The organism is Micromonospora sp. LOL_013 (assembly GCF_048060315.1).
In the GTDB taxonomy this organism is placed as follows: Bacteria; Actinomycetota; Actinomycetes; order Mycobacteriales; family Micromonosporaceae; genus Micromonospora_E.
The window spans coordinates 39,856-54,086 of the sequence record NZ_JBHMIQ010000007.1; the positions used below are offsets into that span (position 1 = coordinate 39,856).

General features: G+C 70.3%; 18 protein-coding genes and 1 pseudogene. 6 read left to right on the forward strand and 13 right to left on the reverse strand.

Going from position 1 to position 14,231, the window contains the following annotated elements:
* Nucleotides 1–3: 3 nt before the first annotated feature.
* The 8 genes and pseudogenes from rsmI to ACFHWS_RS06740 form a co-directional block, all read right to left on the reverse strand.
* On the reverse strand, nucleotides 4–921 hold the full coding sequence (rsmI, locus tag ACFHWS_RS06705; RefSeq protein ID WP_416567831.1) for a 16S rRNA (cytidine(1402)-2'-O)-methyltransferase: 918 nt from the start codon (nucleotides 919–921) through the stop codon (nucleotides 4–6).
* Nucleotides 922–965: 44 nt separating this feature from the next.
* Nucleotides 966–1,580 carry a methyltransferase family protein gene (locus ACFHWS_RS06710; RefSeq protein ID WP_416567863.1) on the reverse strand — a complete coding sequence of 205 codons (615 nt, stop codon included), beginning with the start codon at nucleotides 1,578–1,580 and terminating at the stop codon, nucleotides 966–968.
* 13 nt (nucleotides 1,581–1,593) lie between these two features.
* Nucleotides 1,594–2,298, reverse strand: coding sequence for a cation transporter (locus ACFHWS_RS06715; RefSeq protein WP_416551201.1), 705 nt, complete (start codon nucleotides 2,296–2,298; stop codon nucleotides 1,594–1,596).
* A complete protein-coding gene (locus ACFHWS_RS06720) occupies nucleotides 2,298–2,627 on the reverse strand; it encodes an ArsR/SmtB family transcription factor (RefSeq protein WP_278173557.1) in 330 nt (109 codons plus the stop codon). Before ACFHWS_RS06720 ends, ACFHWS_RS06715 begins: the two co-directional genes overlap by 1 nt.
* Before the next feature lie 221 nt (nucleotides 2,628–2,848).
* Nucleotides 2,849–3,238: a hypothetical protein gene (locus ACFHWS_RS06725; RefSeq protein WP_416567864.1), complete on the reverse strand. Its 390-nt coding sequence runs from the start codon at nucleotides 3,236–3,238 to the stop codon at nucleotides 2,849–2,851.
* Nucleotides 3,239–3,350: 112 nt separating this feature from the next.
* Nucleotides 3,351–3,554, reverse strand: a pseudogene (locus ACFHWS_RS06730) (sigma factor); the annotation flags it as partial.
* Between the two features lie 41 nt (nucleotides 3,555–3,595).
* On the reverse strand, nucleotides 3,596–3,781 hold the full coding sequence (locus ACFHWS_RS06735; protein WP_416551199.1) for a hypothetical protein: 186 nt from the start codon (nucleotides 3,779–3,781) through the stop codon (nucleotides 3,596–3,598).
* Between the two features lie 373 nt (nucleotides 3,782–4,154).
* Entirely contained in the window at nucleotides 4,155–4,997 is an 843-nt protein-coding gene (locus tag ACFHWS_RS06740; RefSeq protein WP_416551198.1) for a class I SAM-dependent methyltransferase, read from the reverse strand.
* A 63-nt stretch (nucleotides 4,998–5,060) separates the two neighbouring features.
* Between ACFHWS_RS06740 and ACFHWS_RS06745 the strand changes: the two genes are divergently transcribed.
* The 4 genes from ACFHWS_RS06745 (at nucleotide 5,061) to ACFHWS_RS06760 (ending at nucleotide 8,030) form a co-directional block, all read left to right on the forward strand.
* On the forward strand, nucleotides 5,061–5,666 hold the full coding sequence (locus ACFHWS_RS06745; protein WP_416551197.1) for a TetR/AcrR family transcriptional regulator: 606 nt from the start codon (nucleotides 5,061–5,063) through the stop codon (nucleotides 5,664–5,666).
* 403 nt (nucleotides 5,667–6,069) lie between these two features.
* Nucleotides 6,070–6,477, forward strand: a complete 408-nt coding sequence (locus ACFHWS_RS06750; protein WP_416551196.1) for a hypothetical protein — start codon at nucleotides 6,070–6,072, stop codon at nucleotides 6,475–6,477.
* Between the two features lie 63 nt (nucleotides 6,478–6,540).
* The gene (locus tag ACFHWS_RS06755) at nucleotides 6,541–7,305 is read left to right on the forward strand and encodes a MerR family transcriptional regulator (protein WP_416567832.1); all 765 of its coding nucleotides are present in this window, start codon (nucleotides 6,541–6,543) and stop codon (nucleotides 7,303–7,305) included.
* Entirely contained in the window at nucleotides 7,302–8,030 is a 729-nt protein-coding gene (locus ACFHWS_RS06760; protein WP_416551194.1) for a hypothetical protein, read from the forward strand. Before ACFHWS_RS06755 ends, ACFHWS_RS06760 begins: the two co-directional genes overlap by 4 nt.
* Here ACFHWS_RS06760 and ACFHWS_RS06765 read toward each other — a convergent pair.
* Nucleotides 7,960–8,784, reverse strand: a complete 825-nt coding sequence (locus ACFHWS_RS06765; protein ID WP_416551193.1) for an SDR family NAD(P)-dependent oxidoreductase — start codon at nucleotides 8,782–8,784, stop codon at nucleotides 7,960–7,962. The two genes, ACFHWS_RS06760 and ACFHWS_RS06765, sit on opposite strands and share 71 nt — an antisense overlap.
* 68 nt (nucleotides 8,785–8,852) lie before the next feature.
* On the opposite strand from ACFHWS_RS06765, the gene ACFHWS_RS06770 reads away from it, so the two are divergent.
* The gene (locus ACFHWS_RS06770) at nucleotides 8,853–9,461 is read left to right on the forward strand and encodes a TetR/AcrR family transcriptional regulator (RefSeq protein WP_416567833.1); all 609 of its coding nucleotides are present in this window, start codon (nucleotides 8,853–8,855) and stop codon (nucleotides 9,459–9,461) included.
* Between the two features lie 24 nt (nucleotides 9,462–9,485).
* On the opposite strand, the gene ACFHWS_RS06775 is transcribed toward ACFHWS_RS06770, so the two are convergent.
* From ACFHWS_RS06775 to ACFHWS_RS06785, 3 genes are all read right to left on the reverse strand, one after another.
* Complete coding sequence (locus tag ACFHWS_RS06775) at nucleotides 9,486–9,740, reverse strand: Smr/MutS family protein (protein WP_123606272.1); 255 nt, start codon at nucleotides 9,738–9,740, stop codon at nucleotides 9,486–9,488.
* Entirely contained in the window at nucleotides 9,737–10,108 is a 372-nt protein-coding gene (locus tag ACFHWS_RS06780) for a tetratricopeptide repeat protein (protein WP_123607363.1), read from the reverse strand. Before ACFHWS_RS06780 ends, ACFHWS_RS06775 begins: the two co-directional genes overlap by 4 nt.
* A gap of 151 nt (nucleotides 10,109–10,259) precedes the next feature.
* Nucleotides 10,260–11,012 carry an ROK family protein gene (locus ACFHWS_RS06785; protein ID WP_416567834.1) on the reverse strand — a complete coding sequence of 251 codons (753 nt, stop codon included), beginning with the start codon at nucleotides 11,010–11,012 and terminating at the stop codon, nucleotides 10,260–10,262.
* A 39-nt stretch (nucleotides 11,013–11,051) separates the two neighbouring features.
* Between ACFHWS_RS06785 and ACFHWS_RS06790 the strand changes: the two genes are divergently transcribed.
* Nucleotides 11,052–12,710: an ABC-F family ATP-binding cassette domain-containing protein gene (locus ACFHWS_RS06790; RefSeq protein WP_416567835.1), complete on the forward strand. Its 1,659-nt coding sequence runs from the start codon at nucleotides 11,052–11,054 to the stop codon at nucleotides 12,708–12,710.
* Between the two features lie 83 nt (nucleotides 12,711–12,793).
* Here ACFHWS_RS06790 and nhaA read toward each other — a convergent pair whose 3' ends face one another.
* A complete protein-coding gene (nhaA, locus tag ACFHWS_RS06795) occupies nucleotides 12,794–14,182 on the reverse strand; it encodes a Na+/H+ antiporter NhaA (protein WP_416551189.1) in 1,389 nt (462 codons plus the stop codon).
* Between the last annotated feature and the right edge of the window lie 49 nt (nucleotides 14,183–14,231).

Genomic DNA, 14,231 nt, shown 5'->3' on the forward strand with positions numbered 1-14,231 from the left:
CCTTCAGCGCGGGCGCAACGCCGACACCCGGTCGTAGACCTCGTTGCGGGCCAGCCCGGTCAACTGACCGGTCAACGACCGTACCGTCCGGGTGTCCAGCCCCGCACCGAGCAACAACTCGATCACCCGGTCCGGGTCGAGGCCGCCGGCCCCGACCCCGCCGCCGTTGGTCGACTCACGCCGCCGGATGCCCTCCACCACCACGGTGATCTCGCCCTTGACCTCGTCGCGGCCGGCCAGGTCGGCGTGCACCTGGGACAGCGGGCCGCGCAGCCACTCCTCGCGCGACTTGGTCAGGTTGCGCACCAGCGCGGCTGGCCGGTCGCCGAGCACCTCGCGTACGTCGGCGAGCATCTCCACCACCCGGTGCGGCGCTTCGAAGAAGATCAACGTGGCGGACAACGGGGCGAGCTCGGTCAACGCGGTGCGCCGCGCCGCCGACTTGCGGGGCAGGAACCCGACGTACAGGAATCGGTTGGCCGGCAGCCCGGAGCCGACCAGGGCGCTCAGCGCGGCGCTCGCCCCGGGTAGCGGGTCGACCCGCAGCCCGTCGGCCAGCGCCGCCCCGACCACCAGGTAGCCGGGGTCGTTGACCAACGGCGTACCGGCGTCGGAGATCAACGCGACGTCGGTGCCGGCGTTCAGCACGGAGATCAACTCGGCAGTACGGGCCTGCTCGTTGTGGTCGTAACAGCTGACCACCCGGACGTCGATGTCGTGCGCGTCGAGCAGCCGCCTGGCCCGCCGGGTGTCCTCGGCGGCGACCAACCCGGCGGTACGCAGCACGTCCAGCGCCCGCAGCGTGATGTCGCGCGGGTTGCCGATCGGCGTCGGCACCACCGACAGCGTGCCGCGCCGCTGCTCACCCGGCCCGCCCGTGTCGCCCTGGTCGGCCCTGCGCTCATCGGCTGCCTCATTCACCCGGCGATGGTAGCCACCCGGTCGACCGCGGTCCGACGGTGCGCTCAGCCCGAGTGCAGTCGCCAGGCGCCGACGCCGGGCAGGAACCGGCCGACCCGGGCCGCGTACCGGGTCCACGCCTCGCCGTGCACACCGACCAGATAGGGCTCCTCGACGGCCCGCACCTGGACCTGGACCGAGACGATCAGTACAGCGGCCGCGGTGAGGCTGACAGCGTTCGGCACCATGGCGGCGAGGCCGACGACGCTGGCCGCCATCGCGGTGAAGATCGGGTTGCGGACGATCCCGAACAGGCCGTGGGTGACCAGAGCGGTCAGTTCACCCGGGTCGACCCCGACCCGCCATGACGCCCCCATCTGGTGCTGGGCGGCGAGGGTCAGCCCGGCACCCGCGACGGCCAGGGCCGTCCCGGCCAGCCGGATCCAGGTCTGGTCGAGCGGAGTCAGCGGCGGGAGCCCGGCCAGGGCGGCGACCGAGCCGGCGGCCGCGAGCAGCAGTGCCACGACGAACATCAGCTTCGCCCACCAGCGCAGCGAGCCGGGCCGTCCCGCGTCCAGGCGCAGCCCGGTGTCACCGGTGCGCCGCCATTGGACGACGCTACGCCAGCCGAACGCGATGGCGAGTGCGGCCAGGTAGAGGACGAGAGCGAAGCCGGCGATCACTGTTCCTCCGTTAGGACGTGCAGCAGCAGGTGTCGCCGCGCCAGGCCTCCCGGCCTTCCTTGACGGCGACGGCGGCGATGACGAGGGCGGCTGCCGGGTCGGCCCACCACCAGCCGAACAGCGAGTTGACCGCCAGCCCGACGAGCAGGACGGCGGACAGATAGGTGCAGAGCAGGGTCTGTTTCGAGTCGGCGACAGCCGACGCCGAGCCGAGCTCCCGGCCGGCGCGACGCTGCGCGGTGGAGAGCACCGGCATGACCGCCAGGGAGAGCGCGGCGAGGACCAGCCCGACCGTGGAGTGGTCCGGGCGGTGTGCGCCCAGTAGTGCCCGTACCGATTCGACACCGACGTAGCCGGCGAGGGCGAAGAACGATACGGCGATGACCCGCAGCGCGGCGCGTTCCCGGCGTTCGCGGCGTTTGTGGTCGGCGCCGGTGAACTGCCAGGCGACCGCGGCGGCGGAGGCCACCTCGACCACCGAGTCGAGGCCGAACCCGATGAGCGCGGTGGAGGAGGCGACGGTGCCGGCGCTGATCGCGACGATCGCCTCGATCACGTTGTAGGCGATGGTGGCGGCGACGAACCATCGGATTCGCCGGGCGAGCGTCGCCTGCCGGGCGGCGGACGGCCGGGTCGGGCCGGCATGCCCGGTCAGCTGGTTCTGTTCGGACGGTCGGGTTGGGCCGATCGGGATGAGCGGCAGCTGGGCGGACATCAGCAGCAGCCGTCGGTGTCAGCGGTCGGGCAGGCCGCCGGGTCGACGGTCAGCACCAGGCCGAGCAGGTCGCCCAGGGCGTGGGCGAGCCGGGGGTCGGCCAGCTCGTAGCGGGACCGCCGGCCTTCGGGCACCGCCACGACCAGGCCGCAGCCACGCAGGCAGGCCAGGTGGTTGGAGAGGTTCTGCCGGCTGGTGCCGAGCAGGTCGGCCAGCTCGGCGGGATAGCCCGGGCCGTCGCGCAGTGCCAGCAGCAGCCGGGCTCGGACCGGGTCGGACAGGGCGTGCCCGAAGCGCGCCAGCACCTGCCCGTAGGTTAGCGTCTCCACGACCGCGACAGTACATCAGCTGATGAATAAAGCGAAGACTGAACCGTTGCTCCGGTCGCTCCGGCTGACCTGGGCCGACCTGGCCGCTCGGGTTGCTCCGGGAGCAGGGTGTCTCCGCCGACCTGATGCCAGAGGTGCATCTTGATGCACCTCTGGCATCAAGATGCACCTGTACCTCCGATCCCTGGGGTTACATTGCGTACACACTAGGGGGCATGGCGTCAGCGCATCAGGGTCTGCGGCCAGGTCGAGAGGTTGCCCACGTTGGTTGCCACCTGCACCGAATCAAGGATCAGGTCGGCATCCTGGATGCTGAAGCCCTGGTAGTTGCCCTTGCCGATGCGGGCGCTGAGATCCAGGTTCGGCAGACCGAGCAACTCCATCTCGTCTCGGCCCGGGTACAGGAATGCCTGCCGTTCACCGACCACGTGATTGGCCTGCCGAGCATTACCCGACCGGACCAGCGCGTACTGAGCTTGCACCTCCATCCGATCGTTCCCTTCCCGTTCCAGCACGACCCCTCCGTCGGCGTACCGGCCGTCGATGAAGCCCACCGATGCGCGGACCATCCGGGTGCCGTCCGGCAGGTTGCCGAGTTGGAACGGCAACACGATTCGCGGCAGCGGTGCCCATGTCGCCGCTTACCCGGCACGCAGCCGAGTGGTCGAGCGCGGCGGTCATCAGCTCCGACGTCACCGGTGTTTCGTGACTGGACCGGCGTCGCCACCAGGACGAGTTGACGTTCACCAGGATGCGCCGTACATAGATGTCCGGCCGGTCCATCCGGCTGATCGACCGCCATCGGGCGTACGCTCGGCCGAGGGCTTCCTGTACCAGGTCCTCTGCGCGATGGGAGTCACCGGTGAGCAGCCGCGCCAGGCGAACCAGCGCTGGACCACGCGCCACCACATAATCCTCGAACGTCATCGCTCTGGTATCCCTCCGAGTGCCTACCACTCCAACCGCGGTCACCGAGCCGATTTGTTGACCACCGCCGGTCCCTCCGGGGTCAGGCAGTCCTCGCCGCCATGCATCGGAAGGGCATGACGTTGCTGGCTTGTCCTGGCCGAACCCGGCCTGTCGTCGCGTCGGCAGCGGCCGATCGAGGTGAGTGTGGTGAGCAGGGCGACCGGGTCTTCGTCCTTGGCGAGCACGCCGGTGGGGTCAGCTACGGCGGGACACCGTGATCATGTTGTGTGATCGCCGTACAGTTCGACGCACCCGTTGATGCGGGGCCTACAGTTCCCGCCACCTCGGATCGCGCGGATTGTCGATGGTGTATCTCGCCGCCGCAGACATGCTCAACGGCGTCGTAACCCTGTTGGCGCACCCGGACGCCAGGTACGTGTTGGCCGGTGCCGGCGGCGGCTGGAGTTTCGCCGTACGCCGTACCCGCCGTCATGGTCTGCGGTTGAGCACGCCCGCTGGCAGGCCGCTGTGCCAGGTGCCCGAGGCCGACTACGCGGTGGCCGTCTGGCGCGGCACCAACGCGTTGCTGGCCGCCCGCACCCCGACCGACCGCCCGGCTCACTCTGCCGGCGTGACCGCTGTTGCGGCGGCCCTGCGGGTACGCACCGCGACGACGGCAACGGTCGTGCCGGACATCGTCACGCTGCCACCGGCCTTGTCGACAGCGGGTCCGACGCCGTCCAACATCGCCGCCTGTTCGTCCGGTGCCAGCCGGGTGAGGAGGCCCTGGGTCAGCATGAGATCGAACAGCTCGTCGCGGGTGTACGGCTGCGTCCAGTCGAAGCGCAGCTGCTCGGGGGTGCTGAACCCGCCGACCTCGTGCATGCCGTCGGCGGCTCTGGTCAACAGCGGCTGGTACGCGTCGACACCTTGCTTGTCCGGCTCGAAGGTGACCGGCGAGTCGGGCACCACCCGCCGGTAGGCGGCGGTGAAGGCTTCCGCCACGAGGGGCGGGAGCTGGAACACGTGCCAGAAGGGTGCCAGCAGACCACCGGTGCGCAGGACCCGGGCGGCTTTGGTCGCCCCGGCGACCGGGTCGACCCAGTGCCAGGCCGTTCCGGCGATGACGGCGTCGAAGGTCCGTCCGGCGGCCTGCCACTTCTCGAATGTCGCCACTTCGACCTCGGTGCCGGCGCGCCGCGCGAAATCCGCCATTCGCGGGTCGGGTTCGACCCCGAGCACCGTGCAGCCGGCCTGCTGGAACTGTCGGGCTTCGATGCCGGTGCCGCAGCCGACGTTCAACACCTCGGATCCGGGACTGGCGGCGACGATCCGCCGTACCAGCGCGTCGGGGTAGCGAGGTCTGGCCCGGTCGTAGCGCGGTGCGTCGACGCCGAACGATTCGGCGACGCCCCTGGCAAGATGAGGATCCGGTGGACGCCCGGACGATGAAGTGGGCATGCGCCCACTCTAGTGGGCAATCGCCCATTGCGGCGGCCCGACAGGCGAGCGGAGGAGCGCACAGTGCCAACCGGTGTGGCCATCCACGACGCGCGCGAGCAGTTGTTCGACGCCGCCGAACGCGTCCTTCTCCAAGCTGGGCCAAGTGGTCTGACCAGCCGGGCGGTCACCACCGAGGCGGGGGTCGCCAAGGGCGTCCTGCACCGCTACTTCGCCGACTTCGACACCTTCGTCACCGAGTTCGTGCTGGACCGGATGGCCCGGATCGACACCCAGGCCGCTGCCCTGCAGCAGGCAGCCGGGACCGGCACCGTCGCCGGCAACCTGACCGGGCTGCTCACCGAGCTGTTCGGATCGGTGACCCTCGCCCTGATCAGTCTCATCGTCTCCCGCGACGAGCTACGCAGCCGGTTGCGGCGCACCAGACCGGACCCCCGACTGCCGATCCTCTCGGACGCCACGACCATGATCGCGTCCTACCTGGCCGCCGAGCGCGACCTCGGCCGGATCGCGGTCGACGCCGACATCGACACGCTCGCGCCGATACTGGCAGGAACCGGACATCTGCTCTTCGCTGACCGGGAGAGCGACCCGCCGGACGAACCGGCGGTGCGTAAGGTCGTCACCGTCGCCCTCGACAGCGCCGCCGCACGGGGGCCATCGCGTTGACGATCGCTGCTTGACCTTGTCGCGGCGGCAACGACGCCACACCCCCGTCGTCATGTTCGTCGACACTGCACTGGTGGCCGTAGCCGATCGGCCGGCAACATCCGCCAAAAGTAGCTTTCAGTGACTGTCTCATAACCGACAGTGCGCCAAATGAGTTATATGTCCGACCCGGCCTGCGCCCTGAACATCGATACTGACGAGAGGATCGACCCACGAAAGACCTCTGCCGTAGCGGCAGCAATCCAAGGTACCCTCGAACACGAGGAGAACTCACGGTGTCACGACCTCGTCACAGGCTCGGCGGCGAGTACGAGGAACTCCTCAAGGAGGTCGAGAAGGATGGCTGGTCCGTCACCGGAGGAGGGAACAAGCACTTCAAGTTGAAGTGCCCGAATCCCTGTAAGTGCATGAAGACGATGTCAACAACGCCCTCGAACCCGAACTACTTGCGAGACATGAGGGCTCAGCTTCGTCGGGCGACGTGCTGGGAGGCAACGTGAAAGAGTTCCGTCTCGCGGTCCAGATGACCTTCGTCAGCACCCCCCATGGCACCGATGAGCAGTTCGAAGAATTCATCGATGCGGTCCAGGAGCAATTGGATTCTCTGGACGTCGAGGTCCAGATCGCCGCGAAGCTCGCTGACCGGATCGTGGACATCGCCACGTCGACCGAGGCCACCAGCTTCGAGTTCGCTGCCAGCAGGCTGCTGATGGACATCCGTACCGCGCTGCACGCGGTCGGCTGTCACACGCCGGACTGGCCACGGTTCCAGGCAACCGACCACCACCTCCGAGAACTCCAAGACGCCTGACAGTCTGTGAGGCCGCTACGGCAAGCTTGACCTTGCCGTAGCGGCAACGTTTCTACTGGTGGCATGCGGATCGGCGAGCTTGCCGCGCTGGTCGGGGTCTCCACCCGGACCGTGCGCCACTACCACCGCCTGGGGCTGCTGCCCGAACCGGAGCGGCTGTCCAACGGCTACCGGGAGTACCGGCTGCGGGACGCGGTCGCGCTGGCCCGGGTACGCCGGCTGAGCGAACTCGGACTCTCCCTCGACGAGATCCGGGACGTGCTCGCCGACGACCGGGGCCGGGAGCTGCGCGAGGTGCTCACCGAACTGGACGCCGACCTGGCCCGCCAGCAGGCCGCGATCGCCAGCAGGCGGCGGCGGCTCGCTGTGCTGCTGGCCGCCGGCGAGTCCATCGACGAGCTGGACGCCGATGCCACGGTGTCCGAGGAGATGGCAGTGGTGCTGCGTCAACTGCCGACCGACGGCTCGGCGTTCGCCGCCCTGGACCGGGAGATGCTGGCGCTGCTGGACACCGGGGTCGGGCCGGAGCAGCGGGGTGAGTTCAGCGCGCTGTTCCAGCCGCTGACCGAGCCTGCGATGCTGGCCCGTACGCAGGAGTTCTACCGACGGCTCGACGAGATCGCCGACGCCGACCCGGCAGACGCGCGGGTGGCGTCGCTCGCCGCCGACCTGGAGGGCTTCCTGCCCGCCGAGATGACCGACGCCATCGTCACGAACGCGGGCGACGCGGCAGGCGTCCAGTGGCTGGCCGCCATCACCGGTGAGTTCTCCCCCGCCCAGGCCGAGGTGTTCCGGCTGATCCTCGCCCGGCTGCGAGGTCACCGATGACCGCGCGTCGGGTCGGGGTGGTGCTGCGCCGGCTGGTCGGCTTCGAGGGTGCCGGCCTGGTCAGCCTCTGGCTGTGGGTACGCCGTCGCCGCCACGGCGTACCGGAGTCGGCGACGGCGGTGCCCTACGCCGGGGCGGTGGCGTCGACGATGGTGATGTTCCTGGTGGTGTCGATCGTGGAGCTGGTCGCGGTGGAGATCCTGCTGCGGGCGATCGGTGCCCCGGACCCGCTGCGGCACGCGATCCTGCTGATCGACGCGTACGGCGTACTGATCGCTCTGGCGGTGATCGCCGCGACCGTGACCCGACCGCACGTGGTCGGGCCCGACGGGATCCGGGTCCGCAACGCCGCGTTCCTGGACGTCCGGGTGCCCCGTCGGCTGGTCACCGAGGTCCGGCTGGTCCGCAACTACAACGAGCAGGGCACCATCCGGGTCGACGGTGACGTGCTCATCGTGTCGGCGATCGCGCAGACCAACCTGGTGGTCGAGCTGGCCGAGCCGCTGCGGGTGGTCCGCCCGTTGGGCCGCATCGCACACGTACGGACGATCCGGTTCTTCGCCGACGACCCGGTCGCCGCACTGTCGGCCTGGTCGACCCGGCAGGCCGCGACCGGCCGGGATGCCGCGACGCGGTCTGCTGCGGCGACGCCGGTCAGCCGAGCAGCTGCTCCGAACGCTCCCACAGCCGGCGGGCGAGATCAGGGTCGTACGCCTGGGAGTTGACGCGCCTGGCGGGCCGGCGCTTCTCGTAGTAGCGGCCGGGCTCCCAGTCGACGCCGGGCCGGCTGGTGGCCAGCCAGACCAGCTGGTCGGCGCCCTTCTCCGGGGTGGTCAGCATGGCCCGGGTGACCGGGTTGGTGGTGATGAACCGCATCAGCCGGCTCGCCGACCGGGTGCCGAAGCTGGTCGCGACGTTGCCCGGGTGGAAGGCGGCGGCGGCGATGCCTTCGGCGTGGTAGCGGCGGTGCAGTTCCGTGGTGAACAGGATGTTCTCCAGCTTGGCGGCGCTGTAGGCGCGTACCGGGTCGAAGTTGCGGTCGAGGTTGAGGTCGTCGACGTCGAGCTTGCCGGCCAGCCGTGCGCCGACGCTCGACGTCTGGATCACGGTGGCCCGCGACGCGGTCAGCTTGTCGATGAGCAGCCGGGTCAGCAGGAACGGTGCCAGGTGGTTGATCTGGAAGGTCAGCTCGAAGCCGTCGGTGGTTTTGGTGGGGTCACCGAAGACGCCGCCGGCGTTGTTGGCGAGCACGTCGATGCGCGGGTACGCGGCGTCCAGTTCGGCGGCGAGCTTGCGTACCTCGTCGAGGCGGGCGAAGTCGGCGAGGAAGTGCTCCGCGCCGATCTCGCGGGCGACGGCCTCGGTCTTGCGCGGGGAGCGCCCGACGACGACCACCCGGTGGCCGGCGCTGTGCAGCTGACGGGCGGCTGCGGCCCCGATGCCGTCGCTGGATCCGGTAATGACGATCACCTTGGTCATGACGACACTGTACGACGAAACTGTCAGTCACTGTCAACTGCGACGGCCAGTGCTAAGCTGGCCACATCATGACTGGAAAGCAGCCAACCCTGCGCGAACGCACCCGTCGGGCGGTGCAGCGCGACATCGCCGACGCGGCGCTGCAGCTCTTCGTGTCCCGGGGCTACGACGCCACCACCATCGACGACATCGCGGCGGCCGTCGGCATGTCCCAACGCAGCGTCTTCCGCTACTTCGCCACGAAGGAGGACATCGTCGTCGGCAAGTTCGACCTCGGCGCCGACGACATGCTCGACAACCTGCGCGAGCGCCCCGCCGGCGAACCCGTCTGGACGTCGCTGCGCCGGCTGTTCGACATCGTGGACGCCTCAGCAGACACGTCAGGCCAGCAGCAGGTCAGCAAGCCCGTCCAGCGGGTGATCCTGGAGACTCCTGCGCTGCTCGCCGTCTACCTGCGCAAGCTGCAGAGCATGCAGCACGCCGTCGTCGCGGTGCTACGGGAGCGCGCCACGGCGGCCGGTGCCTCGTACGCCGCCGACGATCCGACGCCTGGGGCGCTCGCCGCCGCCGCCTTCGGCTGCCTGGTCGCGGCGCAGCACGCCTGGCTGGCGTCCACGACCGAGGACTCACTCGCCGACTACGTCGACCGGGCGATGGCGGCCCTCAGCCCACGATAGGCGGCCGAGTAACTCCGATCGGAGTCACTTCCATCTGAAATGGACGAACAGCCGGCCGAAGTTCTTCGAGTCCTTCTCCACCCGGTGGTAGAGCTGCTTGACGTCCTTCTGGTCGAGGAAGCGCAGCACCCGCTTCTTCAGCTGGCCGGATCCCTTACCGGGGATGATCTCGACGAGGGTGGCCTTCTTGGCCACCGCCTCGTCGATGACGCCCCGCAGCGCCCGGTCGATGTCCTGGCCACGGTTGTAGATGTCGTGCAGGTCCAGTTTGATCTTCACGACGCCCTTCCGTTGACCTTCGCCTCGACCCGGCGCAGCGCGGCCAGGTAGTCCGAATGCTCGGAGCGCATGGCGGCGGCGAGCCGCAGGTGCCGCAGCGCCTGCGACGGCCGGCCGAGCCGTTCCAGGGTACGGCCCAGCACGTGATGGGCGTAGTGGTCGCTCGGGTCGCGGTCGATCAGCTCGCGCAACTGCTCCTCGGCCCGGCCGAGCTGCGCCGACTTGAAGTAGGAGCGGGCCAGCAGTTGGCGGACCGCCGAGTTGTCGGGCTCGGCGGCGATGATCGGCTCCAGCAGCCGGGCCGCCCCGGACGGGTCGCCGGACTCGAAGTACAGGTTCGCCCGGCGGTACTCCTCCAACAGATCCATGGCCGCCCCACCTTCCCGGTCGCGATCACCGTCACCCTTGACGCTGGCACAACCACCGGCGGAATGCGACTGTTCCCGTACCGGACATCCGCCGGTCACCCAGTCAGCTTCGGGACGATCCGGCACAGACCAGTCAGGGTCGGATCGGTTCTCAGGGTCGGATCAGCGTCCAGGCCCGTACGCCGCCGACGATGCCGGCCGTGTTCGGCACCACCACCACGTCGTCACCCATCCGGGCCACCTGCTCGGGACGGATCAGCCGCGAGTTGCCGCCGCCGAGGTAGAGCCGGTCCCAGCAGAACACCGGTCGCAGACCGTCGACGACACCGCGTACCCGCCGGGACCAGAACGCGTCGCCGAGCCGGCGGCGTTCGTGCTCGCCGACGTAGGTGTCGTAGCTCTGCCCCCAGCGCACCGGCGCCTGGGACAGCTCCAGGTGCGGGGCGAGCCGGCCGCCGTCGAACAGCGCGCAGCCGAGCCCGGTGCCAAGGGTCAGGACCAGTTCGCAGCCGGTGCCGGCGACCACCCCGGCGCCGTGCACCTCGGCGTCGTTGAGCACCAGCACCGGCAGGTCGAAGGCGGCGCCGAGCGCCGTACGGGCGTCGAAGCCGGACCATTCGGCGAGCAGCCCCGGGTCGACCCTGGTCCGCGGACCGGCCTTGGTCACGTAGTGCGGGGTGGCGACCACGACACCGTGGCGGATCATGCCGGGCATCCCGACGGTGACCCGGTCTGCCGCCGGCAGTTGGTCACGCAACCCGCGCAGGGTGTCGACGAAGCGTATCGGCGGCAGCGGGTACGGGGTCGGCACCCGCAGCGGCCGGGCCCGCATGGTGCCGGCCTCATCGAGTACGGACGCCTTGATGCCGCCGCCGCCGCAGTCGATCGCCAGCGTCGAAATCATCAGCACAGTCTGCCGGTCGGCGGCTACGATCGCCGGGCCATGAGCGCCACGTTGATCGCCAGGGACCTGTCCGCCGGGCACGGTGACCGGCAGCTCTTCACCGGGCTGGACCTCGTCGTCGCGCCCGGCGACGTGATCGGGCTGGTCGGCGCGAACGGTGCCGGCAAGTCGACGCTGCTGCGGATCCTCGCCGGCACCGCCGCGCCCGAGTCGGGCACGGTCACCCGCAACCCGCCGACCGCCACCGTCGGGCTGCTGCCGCAGGAGCCGCAGCGCCGACCGGGCGAGTCGGTGCGCGACTACCTGGCCCGCCGGACCGGGGTGGCGGCGGCGCAGCAGGCGATGGACGCGTCGACGCAGGCGCTGGCCGCCGGGCAGCGCGGCGCCGACGACACCTACGCGGTGGCGCTGGAACGCTGGCTGGATCTCGGCGGTGCCGACCTGGCCGAACGCGCCGAGCAGGTGGTCGCGGACCTGGGCCTGACGGTGACGTTGGATCAGCCGACGACGGCGCTCTCCGGCGGCCAGGCGGCCCGCGCCCAGCTCGCGTCGCTGCTGCTCAGCCGCTACGACGTGGTGCTGCTCGACGAGCCGACCAACGACCTGGACCTGGCCGGGCTGGCCCGGCTGGAGCAGTTCGTCACCGGGCTGCGCGCCGGAGCCGTACTGGTGTCGCACGACCGGGAGTTCCTGGCCCGTACGGTGCACCGGGTGGTCGAGCTGGATCTGGCCCAGCAGCAGGTCAACCACTACGGCGGCGGGTACGAGGCGTACCTGGCCGAACGGGAGGCGGCCCGCCGGCACGCCCGGGAGGCGTACGAGGAGTACGCCGACACCCGGGCCGGGCTGCAGGCCCGCGCCCGCACCCAGCGGGCCTGGACGGACAAGGGCGTACGCAACGCCCGGCGCAAGGCCAGCGACAGCGACAAGTTGACCACCAACGCCCGGACCGAGGCCGCGGAGAAGCAGGCGGCGAAGGCGCGGCAGACCGAGCGGATGATCGAGCGGCTGGAGGCCGTCGAGGAGCCGCGCAAGGAGTGGGAGCTGCGGATGGAGATCGCCGCCGCGCCCCGGTCCGGCGCGGTGGTCGCGGTGCTGCGCGAAGCGGTGGTACGCCGGGGCGGGTTCACCCTCGGCCCGGTGGATCTGCAGATCGACTGGGCGGACCGGGTGGCGATCACCGGGCCGAACGGGTCCGGCAAGTCGACGCTGCTCGGTGCGTTGCTGGGGCAGCTGCCGCTGGACTCGGGCGAGTCGTGGCTCGGCCCCGGGGTGGTGGTCGGCGAGATCGACCAGGCCCGCCAACTGTTCCTGCGCGACGAGCCGGTGTTGGACGCGTTCCGGGCGGCGGCCGACCTGGCCCCCGCCGAGGCCCGTACGGTGCTGGCGAAGTTCGGGCTGCGGGCCGACCATGTGCTGCGGCCGGCGGCCACCCTGTCGCCGGGCGAGCGGACCCGTACGGCGTTGGCGTTGCTGCAGGCGCGCGGGGTGAACCTGCTGGTCCTCGACGAGCCGACGAACCATCTGGATCTGCCGGCAATCGAGCAGTTGGAGTCGGCGCTGGCGTCGTTCACCGGCACGTTGCTGCTGGTCACGCACGACCGGCGGATGTTGGAGTCGGTGCGGGTGACCCGGCGGATCACGCTGGGCGGCGGCGGCCCCGCGTTCCGGTCGATGCTGGACCTGTCCCTCGACTAGGGGCAGGACCAGGGGGTACGACCGGGTTGCGGGGCCGCTGCCGATCAATCCGGGTCAGCGGCGGTTGCCAGCGGCAGTCCGGCTCAGCGTCGGTCGTCGTCCGGTGTCGGTTGCGGCAGTTGCTGGTAGATGTCCGGGATTCCGTCGCCGTCGCGGTCCTGCCGTTCCTGTTCGGAGATCCGCCGGTAGACCTTGTTTCGCCGGCTGAGGACGATGGCGGCGAGCAGCGCCGCGGTCAGCGAGCCGATCAGGACGGCCGCCTTGACATGGGCGTCGCGTTCACTGCCGGCGCCGAACGCCAACTCGCCGATCAGCAGCGAGACGGTGAACCCGATACCGGCCAGCAGGGACACCCCGAGCAGGTCGACCCATTTCAGCCCGCCCAGGTCGGCGCGGGTGAAGCGGGTCATCAGCCCGGTGGCGCCCAGAATGCCGATCGTCTTGCCGAGGACCAGACCGGCGATCACGCCGATCGCCACCGGATCGGTCAGCACCGAGCCGATGCCGCCGTCACGCAGCGACACCCCGGCGGCGAAGAAGGCGAAGACCGGCACGGCGAAGCCGGCGGAGACCGGCCGCCACCGGTGTTCGAAGTGCTCGGCCATGCCGTGCTGCTCGCCCTTGCGGGGCAGCACCGGCACCATGAAGCCGAGCAGTACGCCGGCGATGGTGGCGTGTACGCCGGAGGCGTGCATCAGCGTCCAGGTGATCGCGGCCAGCGGGATCAGCGCCCACCACCAGGTCCTGCCGAACCGCAGCAGCAGCGCGAAGGCGAGCAGCGGTAGCAGGGAACCGGCCAGTGCCAGGAAGTTGACCTGTTCGGTGTAGAAGAACGCGATGATGGTGATCGCCAGCAGGTCGTCGACGACGGCCAGGGTGAGCAGGAAGGCGCGCAGGCCCTGCGGCAGGTGGGAGCCGATGACGGCGAGCACGGCGAGGGCGAACGCGATGTCGGTGGCGGTGGGGATCGCCCAGCCGCGCAGCGCGCTGTCGCCGGTGTTCAGGTTGATCAGTACGTAGATGAGCGCCGGCATGGCCATGCCGCCGATCGCGGCGATCACCGGTAGCGCGGCCCGGCGTGGGCTGCGCAGTTCACCGGCGACGAACTCGCGTTTGAGCTCCAGACCGACCACGAAGAAAAAGATCGCCAACAGGCCGTCCGCCGCCCAGTGCGCCAGGTCGACGTCCAGGTGCAGCGGTGCCCCGCCGGGCCAGGGCACGAACTGGCCCAGGTCGGTGTAGGCGTCACCCCACGGTGAGTTGGCCCAGATCAGCGCGATGACCGCGCCGAGCAGCAGCAGCCCGCCGCCGACGGTCTCGGTGCGGAGCACGTCGCCGATGAACTTGGCTTCCGCCCAGGAGGAGAGCTGGAACGGACGCCGGGACTCCGGCGGCCTGGTTGAGTCCGACTTTTGGCTCGATCCGGACTTGTCGCCGGATCCGGAGGCCTTGGTGGGGGTCGGGTCGGTCATGTAGAGAACTCCACCTCCACGTACATGCAGCAGGTACAGCGACGCCGGT